Origin of the sequence: Streptomyces sp. NPDC059850 (assembly GCF_042731515.1) — a bacterium.
Taxonomy (GTDB): domain Bacteria; phylum Actinomycetota; class Actinomycetes; order Streptomycetales; family Streptomycetaceae; genus Streptomyces.
This window is the reverse complement of the sequence record NZ_JBHWJI010000037.1, coordinates 42,011-63,830: the sequence shown is the minus strand read 5'-3', so window position 1 is coordinate 63,830 and position 21,820 is coordinate 42,011. Positions and strand designations below refer to the sequence as shown.

Below are 21,820 nucleotides of genomic sequence, written 5' to 3'. Positions count from 1 at the left end.
GCTCGCATTGCGTGCTGGCCCCACGCATCAGCATTTCTGCGCATTTGCGGGCAGCTCCGTGGTCCTAGGACCAGGGTCCTATCCGGTCGGCGCCGGGTCGCGCGGCAGGCCGAGCAGCCGTTCCGCGACGACGTTCAGCTGTACCTGGGTCGTACCGCCCGCGATCGTCAGACAGCGCGACATCAGGAAGCCGTGCAGGGCCCGCTGCCCCGCGCCCTCGCACACCGCGCCGCCGGGCCCCAGCAGTTCCAGGGCGAGTTCGGCGACCTTCTGCTGGTGGGCGGTCTGGACGAGTTTGCGGACGCTCGCGCCCGCGCCCGGCTCCACCCCGGACACCTGGCGCAGGGTGGTGCGCAACCCGATGCACGCGAGGGCGTGCGCCTCGGCCATGAGCCCGCCGACGCGCTCGCACTCCGGGCCGGTGTCCGGTACGCCCGATACGTGGGCGATGAGCGCTTCCAGCCCGGTGTCGAAGGTCAGCTGGTCGGCCATGTGGACGCGTTCGTTGCCGAGGGTGTTACGGGCGACCGCCCAGCCCGCGTCCACGGCGCCCACGACGGCGTCGGGCGGGAGCAGCGCGTCGTCGAGGAACACCTCGTTGAAGAGGGATTCGCCGGTGATCTCGCGCAGCGGGCGGATCGTGATCCCGGCCGTCCGTTTCATGTCGACCAGGAAGTAGCCGAGCCCCTTGTGCTTGGGCGCCTCCGGGTTCGTACGGGCCAGCAGGATGCCGTAGTCCGCCGTCCGGGCGCCCGAGGTCCACACCTTCTGCCCGCTGACCCGCCACCAGCCGTCCGCCGTCCGCTCGGCGCGGGTGCGCAGGGCGGCGAGGTCGGAGCCCGCGTCGGGCTCGGAGAACAGCTGGCACCAGCGGAGTTCGCCACGGAGCGTCGGCAGCAGGAAGCGTTCGCGCTGGGCGTCCGTGCCGTACGCGATGAGCGAGGGCACCACCCAGGTGGCGACGCCCAGATCGCTGAGGACCACGCCCGCGTCGCGCAGCTCGCGTTCGATGGCGAGCTGGTGCAGCGGGCCCGCGCCGAGGCCGTACGGGGGTGGCAGATGCGGTGCGGCGTACCCGGTAGGCGCGAGGGCGCGCCGGGCGGCGGCTGGGTCGAGACCGCGCGCCGTCGCGATGGCGGCGCGAGCGCTGTGGCGGTGGGTCTCCGCCTCGGGCGGGAGGTCGAGCCGCAGCTCACGGCGGGCGCCGTCGGCGGCGAGTCGGGCGGCGCGTAATCGGTGGTGTGCGCCGGTGCCGAGCAGCGCGCGGGCCACGGTCGCGCGGCGGAGGTGGAGGTGGGCGTCGTGTTCCCAGGTGAAGCCGAGGCCGCCGAGGATCTGGACGCAGTCCTTGGCGCAGCCGTACGCGGCGTCGAGCGCGGTGGCGGCGGCGAGTGCGGCGGTGAGCCCCCGTACGGCGGGGGTCTCGTCCGTCGCTCGGGCCGCGTCCCAGGTGAGGGCGCGGGCCTGCTCGACGCGGACGAGCATGTCGGCGCACAGGTGCTTCACGGCCTGGAACTGCCCGATGGGCCGCCCGAACTGCTCCCGTACTTGGGCGTGCGCGACGGCCGTGTCCAGCGCCCAGCCCGCCGTGCCGCACGCCTCGGCGGCGAACAGGACGGCAGCCAGGTCGGCGATGAGCCCGGGGTCGATGTCCAGCACCCGGTCCTCGGGGACGGCCACGGTGTCGGCTCGCACCTCGGCGGTCGGGCGGGTGGGGTCGGCGCCTTCGTGCGCGCGGAGGGTGAGGTCGGCGGCGTCCACGGCCAGCCATACGGTCACCGTGCCGCGCAGCGCGGCGGCGAGGACGATCACGTCGGCGTCCCCGGCGCCGAGGGTTGGCGGCGCGCAGCCGTCGAGAACCACCTTGCCTTTGGGGCCGGGGGTGGCGGTGAGCGACCCGGCGCCGAACGCGACGGCACCGGCGCGGCTGCCGTCGGCGAGGCCCGCGACGAGGTCGTCTTGTCCGGCCCGGTGGAGGATGGCGGAGGCCAGCACGGTGGGCAGATACGGCCCGGGGAGCGCGGCCCGCCCCGTCTCCTCCAGGACGACGGCGAGGTCCGCGAGCCCCCCGCCACCTCCGCCGTGTGCCTCCGGCAGGTGCGGCCCCAGCAGCCCTTGCGCGGCGAGCCCGGGCCAGTACGAGGCCCTGCCGCCGCCATCGAGCACCTTGCGCACCGCCTCCGGTGGTACGGCCCGCCCCACCCACCCCCGCACCGCGCGCGCCAGCTCGTCCTGGTCTTCCGTGACGCCGATGCCCATGCGGTTTCCAATCTGACGGAGGGTCAGCTGTGGTGCGCGCCGAGTTCCTTCCCCACCCCGCCCCTTCCCGAAACTGGAGCTCCGCCCCAGACCCCGCCGCCCGGGCCGGGCATGACGGGTGCGGGCCGGTGGTGGGGTTTGTGCCCACCCGTTCCTCCCCCAGCTACCGCTGGGAGGCGCCCCCCGACGGAGCACCAACCCCCGGTTTGTGGGCAATCGTTCCGCGGGGCGGAACGGGTGGGCACAAACCGGCCACCGGGGGGGGCACCCGGCGACGAGACCCCGGCCAGGGACAACCGGAGCCGCACCACCCACCGGGCCCGCACCCGGCAACGAGACCAAGCGCCCCATACGGCAGGATGAGCCCGTGACGCACCCCGCCCCCGCAATACTCACCGCCTTCGAGCGCGCCAAGGGCTTCATGCCGACTGACGAGGGCCTCGCCCTGTACGCAGCCGCCGAGGCAGCCGGACGGATGGGGCTCCCGCTGCTCGAAGTCGGCACGTACTGCGGCCGCTCCACCATCCTCCTCGCCGCCGCCGCCCGCGAAACCGGCACCGTCGCCATCACCGTGGACCACCACCGCGGCTCCGAGGAGCAGCAGCCCGGCTGGGAGTACCACGACCCGGACGTCGTCGACCCCGAGGTCGGCCGGATGGACACGCTGCCCACGTTCCGCCGCACCCTGCACGCCGCGGGTCTCGAAGACCACCTCATCGCCGCCGTCGGACGATCCCCGCAGGTCGCCGCCGTCTGGGGCAAGCCGCTCGCGCTCGTGTTCATCGACGGCGGGCACACCGACGAGCACGCCGCCGCCGACTACGAGGGCTGGGCACCCCACGTCGCGCACGACGGGCTCCTCGTCATCCACGACGTGTTCCCCGATCCGGCCGACGGCGGGCAGGCCCCGTACCGGATCTACCGCCGCGCCCTCGCCTCCGGCGCGTTCACCGAGGTCTCCGCGACCCGCTCCCTGCGCGTACTGCGCCGTACCGGGACGACAAAAACCATCTGACCCGCAGCCGCTACCATCACGTCGTGTCGAACGGCAGCTTCTTCTCCGACTCCGGCCGCCGTGGCGGCACCCTCGCCCTCGTAGCAGCCATCGTCGGCATCCTCGGCTGGCTGCTGTGGGACAACCTGGGACAGCGGGACGACAACAGCGGCGGCACCCCCGCCTCCTCCCTCCCGACCGTCTCGTCCACGTCCTCGCCACTGCCCGCGCAGCCCCCGCCGTCCCCCTCAGCCACACCCAAGAGCGACGACAAACCGCTCACCGGCAAGGTCGTCGTGCTCGACCCCGGCCACAACCCGAACAACCGCGACCACCCCTCCGAGATCGCCCGCAGCGTCGACATCGGCACCAACGAGAAGGAGTGCGACACCACCGGCACGGCCACCGAATCCGGCTACGCCGAGGCGTCCTTCACGCTCGATGTCGCCCGCCGCGCCCGCACGCTCCTCGAAGCCCGCGGCGCGACGGTGAAGTTCACGCAGGACGGCGACCGCCCGTACGGCCCGTGCGTGGACGAGCGCGCCCGGATCGGGAACAGCGCGCACGCCGACGCCGTCGTCTCCGTCCACGCGGACGGCGCCCCCGCCGGGGAGCGCGGCTTCCACGTCATCCTGCCCAAGTCCGTACGCGGCGGCGACGCCGACACCGCGAAGATCGCCGGGCCCTCCCGGCTCCTCGGCGAACGGGTGCGCAGCGAATTCATGGAGGCAACCGGCAGCGAGCCCGCCGACTACATCGGCGACGGCAGCGGGTTGAATGTCCGTGGAGATCTCGGCGGCCTCAATCTCTCCACCGTTCCGAAAGTGTTCATCGAGTGCGGCAATATGCGCGACTCCAAAGACGCAACGGAACTGATCGATCCGAAGTGGCGTGAGCGAGCCGCCCGCGGGATCGCGCAGGGCATTACGGACTTCTTGAACAGGTAAGTCCCCAACAACCGAACGCGAGGTCACGACCGGGAAACCGATGCCCCACCCCCGGTCTCATCAGCTTGATTGCCCCGTACGATGGGTCCACCCCCGACGCCTTCGCGCCACCGCGCCTGGCGGCAGCGTTCCGTATACAAGAGAATGACTAAGGACTCACGTTGAACATCCGCTCGCTCACTCGAGGCGACGGCGTGGTGATCGGAGCAGCGGTGTTGCTCTTCATCGCCTCCTTCCTCGACTTCTACTCGGCCGATTGCGACGGCCCGTACTGCGACGGCATCGACATGCCGAATGGCTGGGACACGGACACGCTCCTGGTCGTCCTTCCGTCGGTGTTCCTGATCGGACTGATCGGCGCGGGGCTGGTCATCGCGGGGCGGTTCCAGCCCGAGAGCCGTAAGGTCAGCGGACTCACCCTCGACCAGTGGGGCGCCGGTTTCGTCGTCGTCGCCGCCTGGGACTCGCTGTGGTCCGTCATGGTCACGCCGGACAAGGGCAGCCCGGGTGTCGGCGCCATCCTGGCGCTGGTGGCGACGCTCGCCAGCGCCGCGGCGGTCATCGCGACCCCGCGCGTCCCGGCCCTCAAGGCGCCGCTGATGAGCGCCCCCGCTCCGGCGGCCCCGTCCCCGTACGGCGCACAGTCGCCGTACGGCGCACCGGCCCCGCAGCCGGGCTACGGCTACCCGGGCCCGGGCGGCGCCCAGCCCGGTCAGCCGGGTCAGCCGGGTCAGCCCGGTCAGCCGCAGAGCGGCCAGCCGGGTGCCCCCTCCTTCGGCGGCGGCGGTCAGCCGGGCCAGCCCGGACCGGCCGCCCCGGCCGCGGCGGCGGGCGGCTCGGACTTCGCGCCGTTCTGGTTCGCGGTGCCGGTGGCCCGGCCGCTGTTCGCCGAGGACGGTTCGTCGAGCACCATCGCCGAACTGGCTCCCGGCACCTGGTACCTGGCGGTCGAGCAGCGCGGTCAGGCGCTCGTCGCGCAGACCCAGGACGGGCGGCGCGGCGTGCTCCAGGACACGACGGGCATCCAGCGCGGCTGAGCCCTCCGCAGCACACGGCCCCTCGCCCGATACACCGGGCGGGGGGCCGTTGCCATGTGCGGACCCGGGCCGTACAGTCCAGGCGCTACCTGACGGCACGTCAGAGAGGGGTTGTCATGCGGCTCGGCCTGGCGCTCGGCTACTGGGGCCGCGGCCCCGACCCCCGCCATCTGGAACTCGCCCGGCAGGCCGAGGAGCTGGGCTACCACTCCGTCTGGACCGCCGAGTCCTGGGGTTCGGACGCCTTCACCCCGCTCACCTGGATCGCCGCCCACACCTCCCGCATCAGGCTCGGCACGGCGATCGCGCAGATGGCCGCGCGCACCCCCACCGCCACCGCGATGCAGGCCCTCACCCTCGACCACCTCTCCGGCGGCCGCATGATGCTCGGCCTCGGCCTGTCGGGGCCACAGGTCGTGGAGGGCTGGTACGGGCGGCCGTTCCCGGCGAGCCCGCTCACCGCCACCCGCGAGTACGTGGACGTCATCCGGCAGGTGCTGCGCCGCGAGGCGCCCGTACGGCTCGACGGGCGCTACCACGCGCATCCGTACGCCGGGGCGGACGCCACCGGGCTCGGCAAACCCCTGAGGCCCATCGTCCACCCGCTCCGCCCCCACCTCCCGGTGCTGCTCGGCGCCGAGGGGCCCAAGAACATCGCCCAGACCGTGCGCATCGCCGACGGCTGGCTGCCGCTGTACTGGTCGCCCCAGCGGGCCCCGCTGTACGAGGCGGCCCTCGCCGAGGCGCCCGACGGCTTCATGGTGGCGCCCATGGCCCGGGCGCGGGTGTGCGACGACATCGCGGAGGGGCTGCTTCCGGTGAAGGCGATGCTCGGCTTCTACATCGGCGGCATGGGCCACGCGGCCCGCAACTTCCACGCCGATCTGATGGCCCGCATGGGCTACGGGGACGAGGCGCGCCGGGTCCAGGACCTCTTCCTCGCGGGCCGCCGCGACGAGGCGATCGCGGCGGTGCCGGACGCCTTCGCCGACGAAGTGTCCCTGATCGGCCCGCGCGAGCGCGTCGCGGAACGGCTGGAGCTGTGGCGGAAGGGCCCGGTGACCGACCTGCTGGTGATCGCACCGGACCCGGAGACGCTGCGCGTGCTGGCGGAATTGAACACCTGAGTGGTTTCATAGCGCCCGCCGGGGCAACACGTCCGGCATGTCCCGAACTTATCGCTACGGAAACAACCAGGCGGCGACCGTCGTGATGGTCGTCGCGGACATCACCGCCGTGATCCTCGGTCTGTGGATCCTCTTCGCGCTCCTCGACGCCAACCCCGCCAACGACCTCGTGTCCGTGGTCCGCGACGCGGCGGGCTGGCTCGCGGGCTGGTCCCACGACCTGTTCACGATGGATACGGACTGGCTGCGGACGGTCCTCAACTACGGGCTGCCCGCCGTGGTCTACCTGTTCATCGGCCACGCCGTGGCGGGCCGCATCCGCCGCGGATAGAGCACATCCGCTAGCTAGCCGCAGCAGTCCGAGTCCAGCCCCCTCGGCAGGTGCTCCCCGCCGAAGACGGCCGTGGTCGCCTCGTCCCCGCCCAGCGCGGCCACGGCCAGCAGCAGCGAGCCCGCGGTCCAGGTGGTGCGCTCCTCGGGCCAGATGGCGTCGTCCTCGTAGACGTACCCCGTCCAGTACATCCCGTCGTCCGCGCGCAGCCGCTGCTGGACCCAGCGCAGGATGTCCACCGCGCGGTCGGACTCGCCCATCACCCACAGCGCCAGCGCGAGTTCGCAGCTTTCGCCGCCGGTGACCCAGGGGTTCGGGGCGACGCAGCGGATGCCCAGGCCCGGGACGACGAAGCGGTCCCACTCCGCCTCGATGCGGGCGCTGGCGGCGGGTCCTGTGAGGGCGCCCGCGAGGACCGGGTAGTACCAGTCCATCGAGTACCGGTTCTTGTCGAGGAAGCGCTCGGGGTGGTGGCGTATCGCGTGCCCGAGCAGCCCCGCCGACAGCTCCCAGTCCGGCTGCGGGTCCTCGCGGTGTTCGGCGATGGCGAGCGCGCAGCGCAGCGCCTGGTAGATGGAGGACGAGCCGGTGAGCAGGGCGTCCGGGTCGACGGTGCCGTCCGCCTTGCGCCGCCAGCCGATCTGGCCGCCGCTCTGCTGCAGCCCGAGCACGAACTCGACGGCGGCGACGACGGTCGGCCACAGCCGGTCGAGGAACGTGTCGTCGCCGGTGGCCAGATAGTGGTGCCAGACGCCGACCGCGACGTACGCGCAGAAGTTGGTCTCGCGGGCGCGGTCGGTGGGCGCGTCGGCGGCCACCCCGGCCGGGGTGTCGGGGTAGGCGGCGTACCAGGAGCCGTCCGGGTTCTGGTGATCGGCGAGCCAGCGGTACGCGGCCTCGGCGCGCTGGTGCTCACCCGCCGCGTCCAGGGCCATCGCCGCCTCGACGTGGTCCCACGGGTCGAGGTGGTGGCCGCGGAACCACGGAATGGCGCCGTCCGCGCGCTGGACGGCGGCGATGCCCTCGACGGTGCGCAGCGCCTCCTCGGCGGTGAGGACGCCCGGCAGCGTCAGCCGTTCGGTACGGGGACCGGGGCGCGGGCCGCGCGCCGTCACGCCTGGGCCTCGTTGCTCGGCGCGTGGGGCTTGGTCGCGTACGCCACGAAGCTCTTGCCGATCAGCGGGTTGAGCGCCTGTTCGGCAAGGCGCGTGGCCAGCGGCTTCTTCATGATGTCCCAGACCAGCAGCTTGTGGTACGCGCGCACCGGCAGCGACTTGTCGTTGTCCACGCCGAACGCGCACTTGAGCCACCAGTACGGGCTGTGCAGACCGTGGGCGTGGTGGGTGCCGTACGGCCGCAGCCCGGCCTCCCGCATCCGCTCCAGGAGTTCATCGCCCCGGTAGATGCGGATGTGGCCGCCCTCCACCTCGTGGTACGCGTCGGACAGCGCCCAGCACACCTTCTCGGGTCCGTAGCGCGGCACGGTGACGGCGATCCGGCCGCCGGGGCGCAGCACCCGCACCATCTCGGCGAGCACGCTCTTGTCGTCGGGTATGTGCTCCATGACCTCGGAGATGATGACGACGTCGAAGCTGTCGTCCGGGAACGGCAGCGCCAGCGCGTCGCCCTCCATCGCGGTGGCGGTGGCCCCGGCGGGGGCCTCACCGGCCTCCTCCATGGCGGCGAACCACTTCGCGACCTCGCGTATCTCCTCGCCGTTGCGGTCGAGCGCGACGACCCGCGCACCGCGCCGGTAGCACTCGAAGGCATGGCGTCCCGCGCCACAGCCCAGGTCGAGGACGCGGTCGCCGGGGGCGAGGGGGAAGCGGGAGAAATCGACGGTCAGCACGGGGGGTCTGCTTTCGTCAGGCGGGTTCGTTGGGTCCGGTGGAAGCCATGGGGGCGTCAGCGCGCGGCGCGGGTCCGGGCGGCGCGGGCTTGCGCTCCGATCGCGGCGCGGTACTGCTCGACGGTGCCGCGCGCGGCCTGCTCCCAGGTGAAGCGGCGCAGCACCCGCTCGCGTCCGGCGGCGCCGAGGCGCCCGCGCAGGTCGGCGTCGGCCAGCAGCCGGTTGAGGGCGGCGGCGAGGGCGCCCGCGTCGCCGGGCGGCACCGCGAGGCAGGTCTCGCCGTCCGGGCCCGCGACCTCGGGTATCGCGCCGCCGGTGGTGGCGACCAGCGGGGTGCCGGTGGCCATGGCCTCGGCGGCGGGCAGCGAGAACCCCTCGTACAGCGAGGGCACACAGGCGATCTGGGCGCCGCGCACGAGGTCGACCAGCTCGGGGTCGCTGATGCCCTTGACGAACTCGACGGCGCCCTGGAGCCCGTAGCGGGCCATGGCGGCGGCCACCGGCCCCTCCTCGGGGCGCTTGCCGACGACCACGAGGTGGGCGGCGGGATTCTCGGCGCGGACCTTGGCCAGCGCCTCGACCAGGTGGACAAGACCCTTGAGCGGCACATCGGCGCTGGAGGTGGTCACGATCCGCCCGGGGATCACCGGCACTGCGGGGTCGGGCGAGAACAGTCCGGTGTCCGCGCCGATGTGGACGACGTGCACGCGCCCGGGCCGTACGCCCAGGTCCCGGACGATCTCCCGGCGCGAGGAGCCGGAGACGGTGAGTACGGAGGGCAGCTGCCGGGCCACCCGCTTCTGCATGCGGGTGAAGCCGTACCAGCGGCGTACGGAGAGGCGGCGCTTCCAGCCGTCCGCGGCGTCCAGTTCCAACTGGCGGTCCACGGTGATCGGGTGGTGGATGGTGGTGACGAGGGGGAAGCCGGTGCGTTCCATGCCGAGCAGCCCGTAGCCGAGCGTCTGGTTGTCGTGGACGACGTCGAACGCGCCGCGCCGGGCGGCCAGATGGCGGCGGGCGCGCAGGCTGAAGGTGAGCGGCTCGGGGAAGCCGCCGGTCCACATGGTGGCGACCTCCAGCGCGTCGACCCAGTCCCGGTACTCCGCCATGCCGGGCGTGCGGAACGGATCGGGCTGACGGTAGAGGTCGAGGCTGGGCAGCTGGGTGAGGGTGACGCCGTCCTCGGCGTCGAGCACCGGGTACGGCTGCGCGCCGATGACCTCGACGGTGTGGCCGAGCCGGGCGAGTTCGCGGGAGAGGTGGCGTACGTAGACGCCCTGGCCTCCGCAGAACGGGTTCCCCTTGTAGCTCAGCAGCGCGATGCGCAGTGGCCGGTCACCCTCCTGGGCCCGGCCCTCCGCGGGGGCGGGGGGCGCCGTCCGAAGCGGGTCGACTCCGGTCTCCTGCGCGGCCTCTGCGGTCACTCGCGCCCCCTCCTTGATGCACGTCAGCGGGAGCGTAGCCGCTCACGATTATCTAGAACAAGTTTCACTAACAGATAGCCACAGAAGTCTCGAAGATACCTGGCGAACCCCTCGCCGCCGGGGCCGGAACGGGTGATCCCTACCACTCGGTAGCCCCTTGCGCGTGACGCCCTTTTCTGGAGGCGTGACCATATCGGCGCGAGTCCGGCAAACGCCCCTCCGCCGACCGGCCGCCGGGCTTGAGCGACACGCGACCCTAGAACGAGTTTCACTGACTCGCGCCCCTAGGCCGACCCTGCCATCATGCACGGTGTCCGTTTGTCAACCGCAGCGCAGACACTATGCACCCGAAGTGAGACAAATGACCGCAGAAGTCAAGCCAGCCTCCCTGCAGCTGACCGAGCGGCAGGAGGCGCGCCGCCGGCGCATCCTGCACGCCAGTGCCCGGCTGGCCAGCCGCGGCGGCTTCGACGCGGTCCAGATGCGCGAGGTGGCCGAGCACTCCAGCGTGGCGCTCGGCACCCTCTACCGCTACTTCCCCTCCAAGGTCCATCTGCTGGTCGCCACCATGCAGGACCAGTTGCAGCACATGCACGAGACGCTGCGCAAGCGCCCGCCGACCGAGGAGGACCCGGCCACCCGCGTCGCCCAGACCCTCATGCGCGCCTTCCGCGCGCTCCAGCGCGAACCCCATCTCGCGGACGCGATGGTCCGGGCCCTCACCTTCGCGGACCGCTCGGTGAGCCCCGAGGTGGACATGGTCTCCCGGCTCACCACCACGATCATCCTCGACGCGATGGGCCTGGCGGGCCCGCCGACCGCCGAGCAGCTGTCCGCCGTGCGGGTCATCGAGCACACCTGGCACTCGGCGCTGATCACCTGGCTGTCGGGGCGGGCCTCGATCGCCCAGGTCAAAATCGACATCGAGACGGTCTGCCGACTGATCGATCTGACGGCGCCGACCGAGCCCGCCTGACAGCGCCGACCGAGCCCGCCTGACGGCGCACGATGCGCCCCGGGGGCGCACGTTGAAAGCAAGATGTGCGCCCGCACGCCCCCCTTTGGCTCAAATTTCGCGTTCAGCGCCTGGGCAATCCCGGTATTCATGAACGGCGCGCGACAGAGCGACGACGGCGTGCGACGGCTCAACCATCTACAGGGGGTGAAGAACTCCGTGATACGGGTTCTTCTGGTACATGATTCATACCTGCTGCGGTCCGCGTTGGCCGCACTGATACAAGCCGAACCTGAGTTCGAGGTGGCTTCCGCCGCGTGGCGTGACGCGCGTAGCAGAGCCCGCTGCTTACAACCGCATGTCTGCGTGGTCGACACGGACTGCCCCGGCTCCGACAAGGCCGCCCGCAAGGGCGAGTTGGGCAAGCTCATGGCCGAGGCCCCGGCCGTCGAGGCCGGCCCCGAGTCCGGACTGCTCGTCCTCGCCAACGCCGGGCGCCCCGGCCAGTTGCGCCGCGCGCACAAGGCCCGCGCCCTCGGGTACATCGACAAGAACGCCCCGCCGCAGCGGCTGCTGGAGGGCATCCGGCACGTGGCCAAGCAGGAGCGCTTCATCGACGACTCGCTGGGCTACGGCTTCCTCAAGGCGGCCGAGATCCCGCTGACCGAGCGCGAGTTGGGCGTCCTGTCGCTCGCGGCCGACGGTGCCTCCATCGCGGAGATCGCCCGGACCCTGCACCTGTCCAACGGGACGATACGCAACTACCTGGCCGCGATCACCCGTAAGACCGGGGCGCGCAACCGGGTGGACGCCATCCGCATCTCCCGCTGCGAGGGCTGGGTCTGATCCACCATCCGTCGTCACGCGGATGGTGGAGGTCCGCGCGGACGGATAGCGGAGAAGGCCTACGTCATTTGAGGGGCCAGCCCTCCCGCCGCCGGGCGGACCCCGTCGTTCCATGGGAGCGACGGGGTCGCCCGGGTGGCCGGAAACGGCGCGTCGCCCCGCACCCACCCGCCGGGACCGGCTACTCGTCGGCGGGAAAGATCTGCTCACCGCCCTCCAGCAGCCGGATCGCGATGGCCTCCACCGGGCATCCCTCGGCCGCCACGAGCACCGCCTCGGACGCGTCCGCCTCCGCGTCGACCGGACGCGCCTGCCGCGCCTCGTCCAGCCGGAATCCGCCGGGGGCGCTGCTCACGCAGAAGCCCGAGCCGACGCAGACACCGCGGTCGACCTCGATCCGCCAGCGGTCCCCCATCAGCCCTGCTCCCCGTCCCACCCCTGCGGCAGGTGGATCATCTTGTGCTCCAGGTAGGCCGCCAGCCCCTCGGGGCCGAACTCCCGCCCCAGGCCGGAGTTCTTGTAGCCGCCGAACGGACCGAGCATGTCCAGGCTGAAGGTGTTCACCGAGTACGTACCGGTGCGGACGCGCCGCGCGAAGTCGATGCCGTGCGCCACGTCCGCCGTCCATACGCTGCCGGAGAGCCCGTAGTCGGAGTCATTGGCGATCCGGGCCGCTTCCTCCTCGTCCCCGTACGGCAGCAGGCAGATGACCGGGCCGAAGATCTCCTCGCGGGCGACGCGCATCGTATTGGCGACGTCCCCGAACAGCGTCGGTTCCACGTACCAGCCCGTCTCCTGGGCCTCGGGGCGCCCGCCGCCCGTCAGCACCTTGGCGCCCTCGCGCTGCCCGAGCGCGATGTAGTCCAGCGAGCGCCGCTGCTGCCGCTGTGCCACCAGCGGGCCGACCTGGGTCGCCGGGTCCAGCGGATCGCCGACCACCAGGGCCGAGGCGGCGGCGGCGAAGCGCTCGGCCAGCTCGTCGTAGTGGGCGCGCGGGGCGAGGATGCGGGTCTGGGCGACGCACGCCTGACCGTTGTTCATCCACGCGTTGGGCACGATGCCCGCGACCGCCGCCTCCAGATCCGCGTCCGGCAGGATCACCGCGGCCGACTTGCCGCCCAGCTCCAGCGTCACCCGGGTCAGTTGGCGCGAGGCCACCTCCATCACGCGCTTGCCCGCGGGCACCGACCCCGTGAACGACACCTTGTCGACCCCCGGGTGGCCGACCAGGTACTCGCTGACCTCCCGGTCCGCCGGAAGGATCGACAGCACGCCCTCCGGCAGCCCCGCCTCGGTCGCGATCTCCGCCAGCAGATACGCGTCCAGCGGCGTCTCCGGCGACGGCTTGAGGATCACCGGACACCCCGCCAGCAGCGCCGGTGCCAGCTTCGCCGCCGCCACGAACTGCGGCACGTTCCACGGCACGACGGCCGCCACCACCCCGACCGGCTCCCGCCGCACCAGCAGCGGCCCGAGCACTCCGGCCCGCCGCTCCTCGAACGTGAAGTCGCGCGCCACCGTGATCGCCGCGTCCCACACCATCATCGCGCCGAGCGCCTGGGCGAGGACGCTCCAGGAGTACGGCGAGCCGTTCTGCGCGCTGATGACCTTCGCGATCTCCTCGTGCCGCAGGGCCACCGCGTCCTTGATCCGGGTGACGACGGCGATCCGTTCCTCCAGGGAGGTACGCGGCCACTCCCCCTCGTCGAACGCCCGCCGCGCCGCCGCCACCGCCCGGTCCACATCGGCGCGGGCGGCGTGCGGCACCCGCCCGATGACCTGTTCCGTGTGCGGCGAGACGACCTCGATGGTCTCCGCCCCGGCCGGATCGACCAGCGCCCCGCCGATGAAGAGCTGCCCGTACTCGATGAGGTCGCCCATCGCTGATGCCTCCCGCCGAAATCTGACGATGCATCAGAACTGATACCAGTTCCCGTTATAGTCAGCAATGCATGCGCTGCCGCGGCCCGGCGCCGCACTCGCGAAAAGGGGGAACCCCGTGCCAGAGGCGACCGGCGTCACCGACCACGGCGGCGGGGTGTGGAGCATCCCCGTCCCCATACCGGACAACCCGCTCGGCCACACCCTCGTCCACCTCCTCGACACCGACCGCGGCCCGGTTCTCATCGACACCGGCTGGGACGATCCGACCGCCTGGGACACCCTCACCGCCGGGCTGGCCGCCTGCGGCGCCGATGTCGCCGAGATCCACGGCATCCTCGTCACCCACCACCACCCCGACCACCACGGCCTCTCCGGCCAGGTACGGGAGGCCTCCGGGGCGTGGATCGCGATGCACGGCGCCGACGCGCACGTCGTACGCCGCACCCGCGAGGCCGACCCCGCCCTCTGGCTCGACTACCTCGCCGAGAAGCTGGCCGCAGCCGGTGCCCCCGAGGACCACCTCGCCCCGCTGCACGCCGCCCGCGCCGAGGGCCGTACGCACCTCCCGGGGCAACGGGCCGCCCTCCCCGACCGCGAGATCGCCCCCGGCGAACTCCTCGACCTCCCCGGCCGCCGCCTCCGCGCCATCTGGACACCGGGCCACACCCCCGGCCACATCTGCCTCCACCTGGAAGAAGCCCACCCCGGGGCGCTCCACGGCCACGGCCGCCTCTTCTCCGGAGACCACCTCCTCCCCGAGATCACCCCGCACATCGGCCTGTACGAGGACCCGTCCGACCCCGCCCCCACCGACCCGCTGGGCGACTACCTCACCTCGCTTTCGCGCATCGCCGCCCTCGACCCCGCCGAGATCCTCCCGGCCCACCAGCACGCCTTCACCGACGCCCCCGCCCGCGTCCGCGCCCTCCTCCACCACCACGAGGCCCGGCTCGCGGGCCTCCGCGCCCTCCTCGCCACCCCGCTCACCCCCTGGCAGCTCGCCGAGCGCATGGAGTGGAACCGCCCCTGGCCCGACATCCCCTATGGCTCCCGCAACATCGCCGTATCGGAGGCCGAAGCCCACCTCCGCCGCCTGGTGACCCTGCGCCGGGCCGAACCCGTCCCCGGCACCGACCCGATCACCTACCGGGCTCTGTGACCCCGCTCGGGCACCATGGACGGACCGACCAACGAGAGGGCCACCGATGTCCCCCCACCACGACCGCAAGCACCGCATCGTCACGACGTTCCAGCGGCGCGTCGCCAACCCGATCGCGTCCCGGCTCCCGTTCCAGACCCTCCTGGAGACCACCGGCCGGACCTCGGGACTGCCCCGGCGCACACCGGTCGGCGGACGCCGCGTCGGTGACGCGTTCTGGTTCGTCTCGGAGTTCGGCGGCAGGTCGCAGTACGTACGGAACCTCCGGGCCGACCCCCGGGTCCGGGTCCGCGTCAACGGCACCTGGCACACCGGCACCGCCCACCCGCTCCCCGAGGACGACGCCCGCGCCCGCCTCAAGACCCTCCCCCGCTACAACAGCAGCGCGGTCCGCGCGCTGGGCACCGACCTGCTGACCGTGCGCGTCGACCTCACCGGCTGAGCGGCACCCCGAGGGGCTATGTTCGGCCCATGTACACCACGAGGGTTTCCGGACATGTGCGGGCATCGCGGGCGGAGGTCTACCGGGCGCTGGTGGACGGGCGCGCCATCGCGGAGTGGCGGGTGCCGGACGGGATGAGCGGGCGGGTGCACGAGTTCGAGGCCCGCGAGGGCGGGGAGTTCCGCGTCTCGCTCACCTACGACGTGCCGACCGGCACCGGCAAGTCGGCCCCGCACACCGATACGTACCGCGCCCGTTTCGTGACGCTCGTACCGGACGAGCGGGTGGTGGAGGCGATCGAGTTCGAGACCGGGGACCCCGCGCTGGGCGGGACGATGACGATGACGACCACGCTCAGCGACGCGGGCGAGGGCACCGATGTGTTGGTCGTGCAGGAAGGGGTTCCCGACGCCGTGCCCGCCGAGGACAACGAGACGGGCATGCGCATGGCCCTCGCGAAGCTCGCCCGGTTCGTGGAGGCGGGCCGGGCGGGCGGCGGCGCCGGGGGGCTTGATGCGGCCGGTTAAAGTGGGCGGGAGAACTTCATCCGCGTCCGATCAGGGGAAGTCGGTGGAAATCCGGCGCTGACCCGCAACCGTGTGTACGCGCCCCGCGCCCTGCGGGCCGTACGAGCCGGAGTACCTGAGCGGGCGCGACGCAGGAGGCTCCCGCCGTCCGGGTGTCCGGCGGCGGCACCGTCGTGGGATGCGGAGCTGAGCCCGGTGCCACCGCGTGGCGGAGTGTTCCGCGCATGGGTGGGCGGCCGTGCGTGGCTGCGTACTGCCCCTGATCGAGAGGCACCCCAGCCATGAACGCACGCCGCAGCGCCGCGGCTCTGGCCATCTGCGCCGCCCTGTGCGCGACCGCCGCCCCCGCCGCTTCCGCCGCTCCCTCTGACGGTCCGGAGGGGCTGTACGGGACGAAGGACCCCAAGTTCGACGGGGTGTGGCGGCAGTCGCTCGCGCTGCTCGCCCAGGACGCGACCGGGGTGAAACCGGCCAAGTCGGCCATCGACTGGCTCGCCGGGCAGCAGTGCGCGGACGGCGGCTTCGCCGCGTACCGGGCGGACACCGGGAAGGCGTGCGACCCGGAGAAGGGCGAGTTCACGGACGCGACCGGGGCCGCCATACAGGCGCTGGCCTCGGTGGGCGGCCGGTCGGCGGCGGTCGAGAAGGGCATCGGCTGGCTCAAGAAGAGCCAGAACGAGGACGGCGGCTGGGGCATGAACCCCGGCGGCCCGAGCGACGCCAACTCCACCTCGGTCGCGGTCGGCGCCCTCGCCACGGCCGGAATGGACCCGGCGGAGGTCGCGGCGGCGGCGAGCGGCAAGACGCCGTACGACGCGCTGCTCGGGCTGCAGCTGGACTGTTCGGCGAAGGAGGCGCAGCGGGGCGCGTTCGCGTACACGTCCGGGAAGGGCAAGCCCGCCGCCGCCAACGACCTGGCCACCGTGAGCGCGGCGCTGGGCACCCGGGGCTCGGGCTTCGTCTTCGAGCCCGTAGGCAAGGACGACGACAAGAGCCCCAAGCCGCTGGCCTGCGAGGGCGGCAAGGGCGGCGGCGCGGACCGTACGCCGGAGGACGCCTCCGAGGCCGCGCTCGCCTACCTCTCCACCACCATGTCCGGCAACGGCATGCACCTGAAGTCCACGACGCCCGGTGCCAAGGCCCAGCCCGACTTCGGCGCCACCGCCGACGCGATCATGGCGCTCGCCGCCGGTGAGCACAGCGCGGCGGCGGCCCGCCCGTTGCAGTGGCTGCAGGGCAAGGACAGCGGTGCGGTGGCCTGGGCGAAGGGCGACCCGGGCGCGCTGGCCAAGCTGGTGCTCGCGGCCCACGCGGCCGGTGCCGACCCGCGCCACTTCGGCGACGCCGACCTCGTACAGCAGCTCAACGCCACCGGGCCGAAGCCGGTCGAGGAGCAGGCGTCGAAGAGCGACGCGAAGGGCGACGACGACGGCGGCGGGACGGGCAGCGTCTGGTGGATCGTCGGGAGCTGCGCGGTGGCCGGCATGGGCATCGGTTTCCTGCTCAGCGGCCGTAAGCGGCAGCAGCTTTGATGTTCGGCCGCTCGGTGATCCGGCTGCCGCTCGTGGCCCTGCTCGCCGTGCTCGCCCTGCTCGCCCTGCTCGCCGTCGCCGCCCCCGCCCATGCCGAGGGGTACCGCTACTGGTCGTTCTGGCAGCGGGGCGGGGACGGCGGCGGCTGGACGTACGCGTCGGAGGGCCCCTCCGCGGCCCGCCCCGGCGACGGCGACATGATCGGCTTCCGCTTCGCCGTCAGCGAGGACTCCCGCGATGCCGCCCGACCGCGCGGCACGGCCCGCTTCGGCGCGGTCTGCACCCCGGATACGCCCGCCAAGGGCGGCACGAAGCGGATCGCGGTCGTCCTGGACTTCGGCACCCCCCAGGACGCCCCGGACGGCCGTACGCCCCCGAAGCCCCGCACCGCGTGCGCGCGGGTCGGCGAGGACGCGACGGCCGGGGAGGCGCTGGCCACGGTCGCGAAACCGCTGCGCTACAACTCCTCGGCGCTGCTGTGCGCGATAGCGGGCTACCCGAAGTCGGGCTGCGGCGAGGCGGTGACCGCCCACCAGGAAGATGAAGGTGCCGGTGGTGGCCCATCGGCAGGCCTGATAGGCGGAGTAGCCGCCGTGGCCATCCTCGGGGCGGCGGCGGCATGGCAATCCCGCCGCCGGTCGTGACGGCGATGGGTGCGCGTACGACGCCCGGCGCGGTCGGGGCGCGAGGCATGCGGGCGGCGCTCCGCACGGCGCAGGCACGGGCAGCACCCCGCGCGGAACGGATCCGGGCAGCGCTCCGCGCAGCCGGAGCCCGGGCCGCGAGCGCCCTGCACCGCCAGGACCGACCGGCGGGCGCGGGGAGTGCCAAGGGGGCGCGGGCGTACCGTACCGGCGGCCTCGGTGGCGGGGGCGCTGCCCCGGCAGGGGCCATCCCCGCGATCGGGCGGGGGCGTGGCGCTGCCGCGTCCGGCCCGCCGCGTCCGCGCCGTGGGGCCGCGCTGCATGCCGGGGCGTGGTGGGTGTGGGCGCTGGGGTTGGGTGCGGCCGCTTCGCGGACCAGTAATCCGCTGCTGCTCGGGCTGATCGTCGCGGTCGCCGGGTATGTGGTGGCGGTGCGCCGTACCGATGCGCCCTGGGCGCGGTCGTACGGCGCGTTTCTGCGGCTCGGGCTGGTCGTGCTCGCGATCCGGCTCGTCTTCGCGGTGTTCTTCGGCTCGCCGATCCCCAGCACCCGGGTGCTGTTCACGCTGCCCGAAGTGCCGCTGCCCGGCTGGGCGCAGGGGGTACGGATCGGGGGGCGGGTCACCGCCGAGGGGCTGGTGTTCGCGCTGTACGAGGGGCTGCGGCTGGCCACGCTGCTGGTCTGCGTCGGGGCGGCGAACGCGCTGGCCAGCCCGGCGCGGCTGCTCAAGTCGCTGCCGGGCGCGCTGTACGAGGCGGGGGTGGCGGTGGTCGTGGCGATGACCTTCGCGCCGCATCTGGTGGCGGACGTCCAGCGGCTGCGCGCGGCGCGCCGGTTGCGCGGGCGGCCCGACCGTGGGGTGAAGGCGCTGCTGCAGGTGGGACTGCCGGTGCTGGAGGGCGCGTTGGAGCGGTCCGTGGCGCTGGCGGCGGCGATGGACGCGCGCGGTTACGGCCGCACCGCGCAGGTCCCGCCCGTGGTGCGCCGTACGACCGCCGCGCTGACGCTGGGCGGGCTGCTCGGCGTCTGCTGCGGTACGTACGGGCTGCTGGCCTCGGAGGGCGCGGGGTACGGGCTGCCGCTGCTGCTGGCCGGGCTCGCCGCCGCGCTGGGCGGGCTGTGGCTGGGCGGGCGCCGGTCGGTCCGCAGCCGCTACCGGCCGGACCGGTGGGGTGTGCGGGCCTGGCTGGTGTCGGGGTCGGGGGCGGCGGTCGCGGCGCTGATGATCTGGGCCGCCTCGTACGCACCGGAGGCCCTGAATCCGCCCGCCGTTCCGCTCACCGCACCCGACTTGCCGCTGTGGCCGGCGGCGGGCGTCCTGCTGGGGCTGCTCCCGGCGTTCGTCGCGCCAGCACCGGCCATACGGCACGAAACCGAGGAGGCCACCCAGTGATCCGCTTCGAGCAGGTGTCCGTCACCTACGACGGCGCCGCCCGGCCCGCCCTCCACGGGGTGGAACTCACCGTTCCGGAGGGTGAGCTGGCCCTGCTCGTCGGCCCCTCCGGAGTCGGCAAGTCGACACTGCTGGGTGCCGTCTCCGGGCTGGTGCCGCACTTCAGCGGGGGCACCCTGCGGGGCAGGGTCACGGTCGCGGGGCGGGACACCCGTACCCACAAGCCCCGCGAGCTGGCCGACGCCGTCGGCACCGTGGGCCAGGACCCGCTCGCCCACTTCGTCACCGACACCGTCGAGGACGAACTCGCCTACGGGATGGAGTCGCTGGGCCTGCCGCCCGACACGATGCGCCGCCGCGTCGAGGAGACCCTCGACCTCCTCGGCCTCGCCGAGCTGCGCGACCGGCCCATCGCCACCCTCTCCGGCGGGCAGCGGCAGCGGGTCGCGATCGGGTCGGTGCTCACCACCCACCCCAAGGTCCTGGTCCTGGACGAGCCCACCTCGGCGCTCGACCCGGCCGCCGCCGAAGAGGTGCTGGCCGTGCTGCAGCGGCTGGTGCACGACCTGGGCACGACCGTGCTGATGGCCGAACACCGTCTGGAGCGGGTGGTGCAGTACGCGGACCAGGTGATCCTGCTGCCCGCCCCCGGCGCGGCCCCGGTCGTCGGCGCACCGGCCGAGATCATGCCGGTGTCGCCCGTGCAGCCGCCGGTCGTGGCGCTGGGCGGCCTCGCGGGGTGGACGGCCCCGGTCCCGCTGTCCGTACGGGACGCGCGCCGCAAGGCGGGGGCGCTGCGGGAGCGGCTGGCGGACCTCACCCCACCTACCCGGCACACAGCACCCGACGGAGCCCTGGCCGGGCAGGCCGAGCGGCTGTCCGTACGGCACGGGCGCGTCGAGGCGCTGCGCGACGTCAGCCTGTCGGTGCGCCCCGGCGTGACGGTGGCGCTGATGGGCCGCAACGGGGCCGGGAAGTCGACCCTCCTCGCCACGTTCGTCGGGATGCGGGAACCGGCCGCCGGAACCCTGCGCATCGGTGCGGAACGCCTCGTACCGCACCGCACCCGCCCCGCCGAACTCCTGCGCCACGTGGGCCTCGTACCGCAGGAGCCGCGCGATCTGCTGTACGCGGACACGGTGGCGGCCGAGTGCGCGGCCGCCGACGAGGACGCGGGCGCGGCGCCCGGCACCTGCCGGGGACTGGTCACGGAGCTGCTGCCCGAGGTGGCGGACGAGGCGCATCCGCGCGATCTGTCCGAGGGGCAGCGGCTCGCCCTCGCGCTGTCCGTCATCCTCACGGCCCGCCCGCCGCTCCTGCTGCTGGACGAGCCGACGCGCGGGCTGGACTACGCGGCGAAGGCACGGCTGACGCGGGTGCTGCGCGGGCTGGCGGCGGACGGCCACGCCATCGTGCTGGCCACGCATGACGTGGAGCTGGCGGCCGAACTCGCCCACCGGGTCGTCATCCTGGCCGACGGCGAGGTGGTCGCGGACGGGCCGACGGCGGAGGTCGTGACGTCCTCCCCCGCCTTCGCCCCGCAGGTCGCGAAGATCCTCGCGCCGCTGCCGTGGCTGACGGTGCCGCAGGTACGCGAGGCGCTGGAGGGGGCGCGATGAACGGACCCCACCCATCCCGCATACGGGCCGTCCGGCTCGGGCCGCGCTCGGTCGTCGCCCTCGTCCTCGTCTCGGCGGTCGGCGTCGCCGCGTTCGTCTGGCCGCTCGCCGCGCCCGCCCACTCCGGCGTCGCCGCCCACGCCGCCGACGCGCCCTGGCTGTTCGCCGCGCTGCTGCCGCTGCTGCTGGCGGTGGTCGTGGCGACGATCGCCGACACCGGTCTGGACGCGAAGGCCATCGCGATGATCGGGGTGCTGGCGGCGGCGGGCGCGGCGCTGCGGCCGCTGGGCGCGGGCACGGCGGGCATCGAGCCGATGTTCTTCCTGATGGTGCTCTCGGGGCGGGTGCTCGGCCCCGGTTTCGGGCTGGTGCTCGGCTCGGTGACGATGTTCGCGTCGGCGCTGCTCACGGGCGGCGTCGGGCCCTGGATGCCGTACCAGATGCTGGCGATGGGGTGGGTCGCGCTGGGCGCGGGGCTGCTGCCCGGCGCCGGACGGCTGCGCGGCCGCCGCGAACTGGCGCTGCTCGCGGGGTACGGGGCGCTCGCGTCCGTGGCGTACGGGACGGCGATGAACCTCCAGGGCTGGACGCTGATGCAGGGGATGTCGTCGGGGATCAGCTATGTGCCGGGCGACGCGGTCGGCGAGAACCTGGCCCGTTTCGTCACGTACTGCCTGGCGACGTCGCTCGGCTGGGACCTGCCGCGCGCGGTGGTGACGGTGGTGCTGACCCTCACCCTCGGCGGGCCGATCCTGCGGGCGCTGCGGCGGGCGACGCGGCGGGCGGCGTTCGAGGCGCCGGTGGCGTTCGAGCGCGGATGACGAGGCGGGCCCGGCGCGCCGCGTAGCGC

The 21,820-nt window shown here is 73.5% G+C and carries 21 protein-coding genes and 1 riboswitch; of the genes, 15 read left to right on the top strand and 6 right to left on the bottom strand.

Features of this window, described 5'->3' with window-relative positions; all coding sequences use genetic code 11:
* Positions 1-78 precede the first annotated feature (78 nt).
* On the bottom strand, positions 79-2,259 hold the full coding sequence (locus ACFV9T_RS27505; RefSeq protein ID WP_385444873.1) for an acyl-CoA dehydrogenase: 2,181 nt from the start codon (positions 2,257-2,259) through the stop codon (positions 79-81).
* Positions 2,260-2,680: 421 nt separating this feature from the next.
* On the opposite strand from ACFV9T_RS27505, the gene ACFV9T_RS27500 reads away from it, so the two are divergent.
* The 5 genes from ACFV9T_RS27500 to ACFV9T_RS27480 all read left to right on the top strand — a co-directional run bounded on the left by ACFV9T_RS27500 (position 2,681) and on the right by ACFV9T_RS27480 (position 6,695).
* Positions 2,681-3,274: a class I SAM-dependent methyltransferase gene (locus ACFV9T_RS27500; RefSeq protein ID WP_385444934.1), complete on the top strand. Its 594-nt coding sequence runs from the start codon at positions 2,681-2,683 to the stop codon at positions 3,272-3,274.
* A gap of 23 nt (positions 3,275-3,297) precedes the next feature.
* Positions 3,298-4,200, top strand: coding sequence for an N-acetylmuramoyl-L-alanine amidase (locus ACFV9T_RS27495; RefSeq protein ID WP_385444872.1), 903 nt, complete (start codon positions 3,298-3,300; stop codon positions 4,198-4,200).
* Positions 4,201-4,361: 161 nt separating this feature from the next.
* Complete coding sequence (locus ACFV9T_RS27490; RefSeq protein ID WP_385444870.1) at positions 4,362-5,237, top strand: hypothetical protein; 876 nt, start codon at positions 4,362-4,364, stop codon at positions 5,235-5,237.
* A gap of 116 nt (positions 5,238-5,353) precedes the next feature.
* Positions 5,354-6,364: an LLM class F420-dependent oxidoreductase gene (locus ACFV9T_RS27485; RefSeq protein WP_385444869.1), complete on the top strand. Its 1,011-nt coding sequence runs from the start codon at positions 5,354-5,356 to the stop codon at positions 6,362-6,364.
* Between the two features lie 37 nt (positions 6,365-6,401).
* A complete protein-coding gene (locus tag ACFV9T_RS27480) occupies positions 6,402-6,695 on the top strand; it encodes a hypothetical protein (RefSeq protein ID WP_385444867.1) in 294 nt (97 codons plus the stop codon).
* A gap of 14 nt (positions 6,696-6,709) precedes the next feature.
* Here the strand turns inward: ACFV9T_RS27480 and ACFV9T_RS27475 are convergent, their stop codons facing one another.
* The 3 genes from ACFV9T_RS27475 to ACFV9T_RS27465 are packed head-to-tail and all read right to left on the bottom strand — an operon-like array spanning position 6,710 to position 9,968.
* Positions 6,710-7,810: a prenyltransferase gene (locus ACFV9T_RS27475; protein ID WP_385444865.1), complete on the bottom strand. Its 1,101-nt coding sequence runs from the start codon at positions 7,808-7,810 to the stop codon at positions 6,710-6,712.
* Entirely contained in the window at positions 7,807-8,544 is a 738-nt protein-coding gene (locus tag ACFV9T_RS27470) for a methyltransferase domain-containing protein (protein WP_385444863.1), read from the bottom strand. The genes ACFV9T_RS27475 and ACFV9T_RS27470 overlap by 4 nt, the downstream gene beginning before the upstream one ends.
* 56 nt (positions 8,545-8,600) lie before the next feature.
* Positions 8,601-9,968: a glycosyltransferase family 4 protein gene (locus ACFV9T_RS27465; RefSeq protein ID WP_385444861.1), complete on the bottom strand. Its 1,368-nt coding sequence runs from the start codon at positions 9,966-9,968 to the stop codon at positions 8,601-8,603.
* A gap of 361 nt (positions 9,969-10,329) precedes the next feature.
* Between ACFV9T_RS27465 and ACFV9T_RS27460 the strand changes: the two genes are divergently transcribed.
* Both ACFV9T_RS27460 and ACFV9T_RS27455 read left to right on the top strand, forming a co-directional pair.
* Complete coding sequence (locus tag ACFV9T_RS27460; protein ID WP_385444859.1) at positions 10,330-10,944, top strand: TetR family transcriptional regulator; 615 nt, start codon at positions 10,330-10,332, stop codon at positions 10,942-10,944.
* A 198-nt stretch (positions 10,945-11,142) separates the two neighbouring features.
* The gene (locus ACFV9T_RS27455) at positions 11,143-11,769 is read left to right on the top strand and encodes a response regulator transcription factor (RefSeq protein ID WP_385444932.1); all 627 of its coding nucleotides are present in this window, start codon (positions 11,143-11,145) and stop codon (positions 11,767-11,769) included.
* 181 nt (positions 11,770-11,950) lie between these two features.
* Here the strand turns inward: ACFV9T_RS27455 and ACFV9T_RS27450 are convergent, their stop codons facing one another.
* Together ACFV9T_RS27450 and ACFV9T_RS27445 are read right to left on the bottom strand one after the other, a co-directional pair.
* Positions 11,951-12,184 (bottom strand): ferredoxin, encoded by a 234-nt coding sequence (locus tag ACFV9T_RS27450; protein ID WP_385444857.1) that lies wholly within the window; start codon positions 12,182-12,184, stop codon positions 11,951-11,953.
* Positions 12,184-13,650 carry an aldehyde dehydrogenase gene (locus ACFV9T_RS27445; protein WP_385444856.1) on the bottom strand — a complete coding sequence of 489 codons (1,467 nt, stop codon included), beginning with the start codon at positions 13,648-13,650 and terminating at the stop codon, positions 12,184-12,186. Before ACFV9T_RS27445 ends, ACFV9T_RS27450 begins: the two co-directional genes overlap by 1 nt.
* A gap of 67 nt (positions 13,651-13,717) precedes the next feature.
* Here ACFV9T_RS27445 and ACFV9T_RS27440 point away from each other — a divergent pair, with 67 nt between their 5' ends.
* From ACFV9T_RS27440 to ACFV9T_RS27405, 8 genes are all read left to right on the top strand, one after another.
* A complete protein-coding gene (locus ACFV9T_RS27440) occupies positions 13,718-14,812 on the top strand; it encodes an MBL fold metallo-hydrolase (protein WP_385444854.1) in 1,095 nt (364 codons plus the stop codon).
* A gap of 46 nt (positions 14,813-14,858) precedes the next feature.
* Complete coding sequence (locus ACFV9T_RS27435) at positions 14,859-15,254, top strand: nitroreductase/quinone reductase family protein (RefSeq protein WP_385444852.1); 396 nt, start codon at positions 14,859-14,861, stop codon at positions 15,252-15,254.
* Positions 15,255-15,283: 29 nt separating this feature from the next.
* Positions 15,284-15,781: an SRPBCC domain-containing protein gene (locus ACFV9T_RS27430; protein ID WP_385444850.1), complete on the top strand. Its 498-nt coding sequence runs from the start codon at positions 15,284-15,286 to the stop codon at positions 15,779-15,781.
* Positions 15,782-15,815: 34 nt separating this feature from the next.
* Positions 15,816-15,897, top strand: a riboswitch (cobalamin riboswitch).
* Between the two features lie 165 nt (positions 15,898-16,062).
* Positions 16,063-17,313, top strand: coding sequence for a prenyltransferase/squalene oxidase repeat-containing protein (locus ACFV9T_RS27425; protein ID WP_385444848.1), 1,251 nt, complete (start codon positions 16,063-16,065; stop codon positions 17,311-17,313).
* Complete coding sequence (locus ACFV9T_RS27420) at positions 17,313-17,957, top strand: SCO2322 family protein (RefSeq protein ID WP_385444846.1); 645 nt, start codon at positions 17,313-17,315, stop codon at positions 17,955-17,957. Before ACFV9T_RS27425 ends, ACFV9T_RS27420 begins: the two co-directional genes overlap by 1 nt.
* 248 nt (positions 17,958-18,205) lie before the next feature.
* Positions 18,206-19,351, top strand: coding sequence for an energy-coupling factor transporter transmembrane component T (locus ACFV9T_RS27415; protein ID WP_385444931.1), 1,146 nt, complete (start codon positions 18,206-18,208; stop codon positions 19,349-19,351).
* Positions 19,348-20,970 carry an ABC transporter ATP-binding protein gene (locus ACFV9T_RS27410; protein WP_385444844.1) on the top strand — a complete coding sequence of 541 codons (1,623 nt, stop codon included), beginning with the start codon at positions 19,348-19,350 and terminating at the stop codon, positions 20,968-20,970. Before ACFV9T_RS27415 ends, ACFV9T_RS27410 begins: the two co-directional genes overlap by 4 nt.
* On the top strand, positions 20,967-21,791 hold the full coding sequence (locus ACFV9T_RS27405) for an ECF transporter S component (RefSeq protein ID WP_385444842.1): 825 nt from the start codon (positions 20,967-20,969) through the stop codon (positions 21,789-21,791). Before ACFV9T_RS27410 ends, ACFV9T_RS27405 begins: the two co-directional genes overlap by 4 nt.
* Positions 21,792-21,820 lie beyond the last annotated feature (29 nt).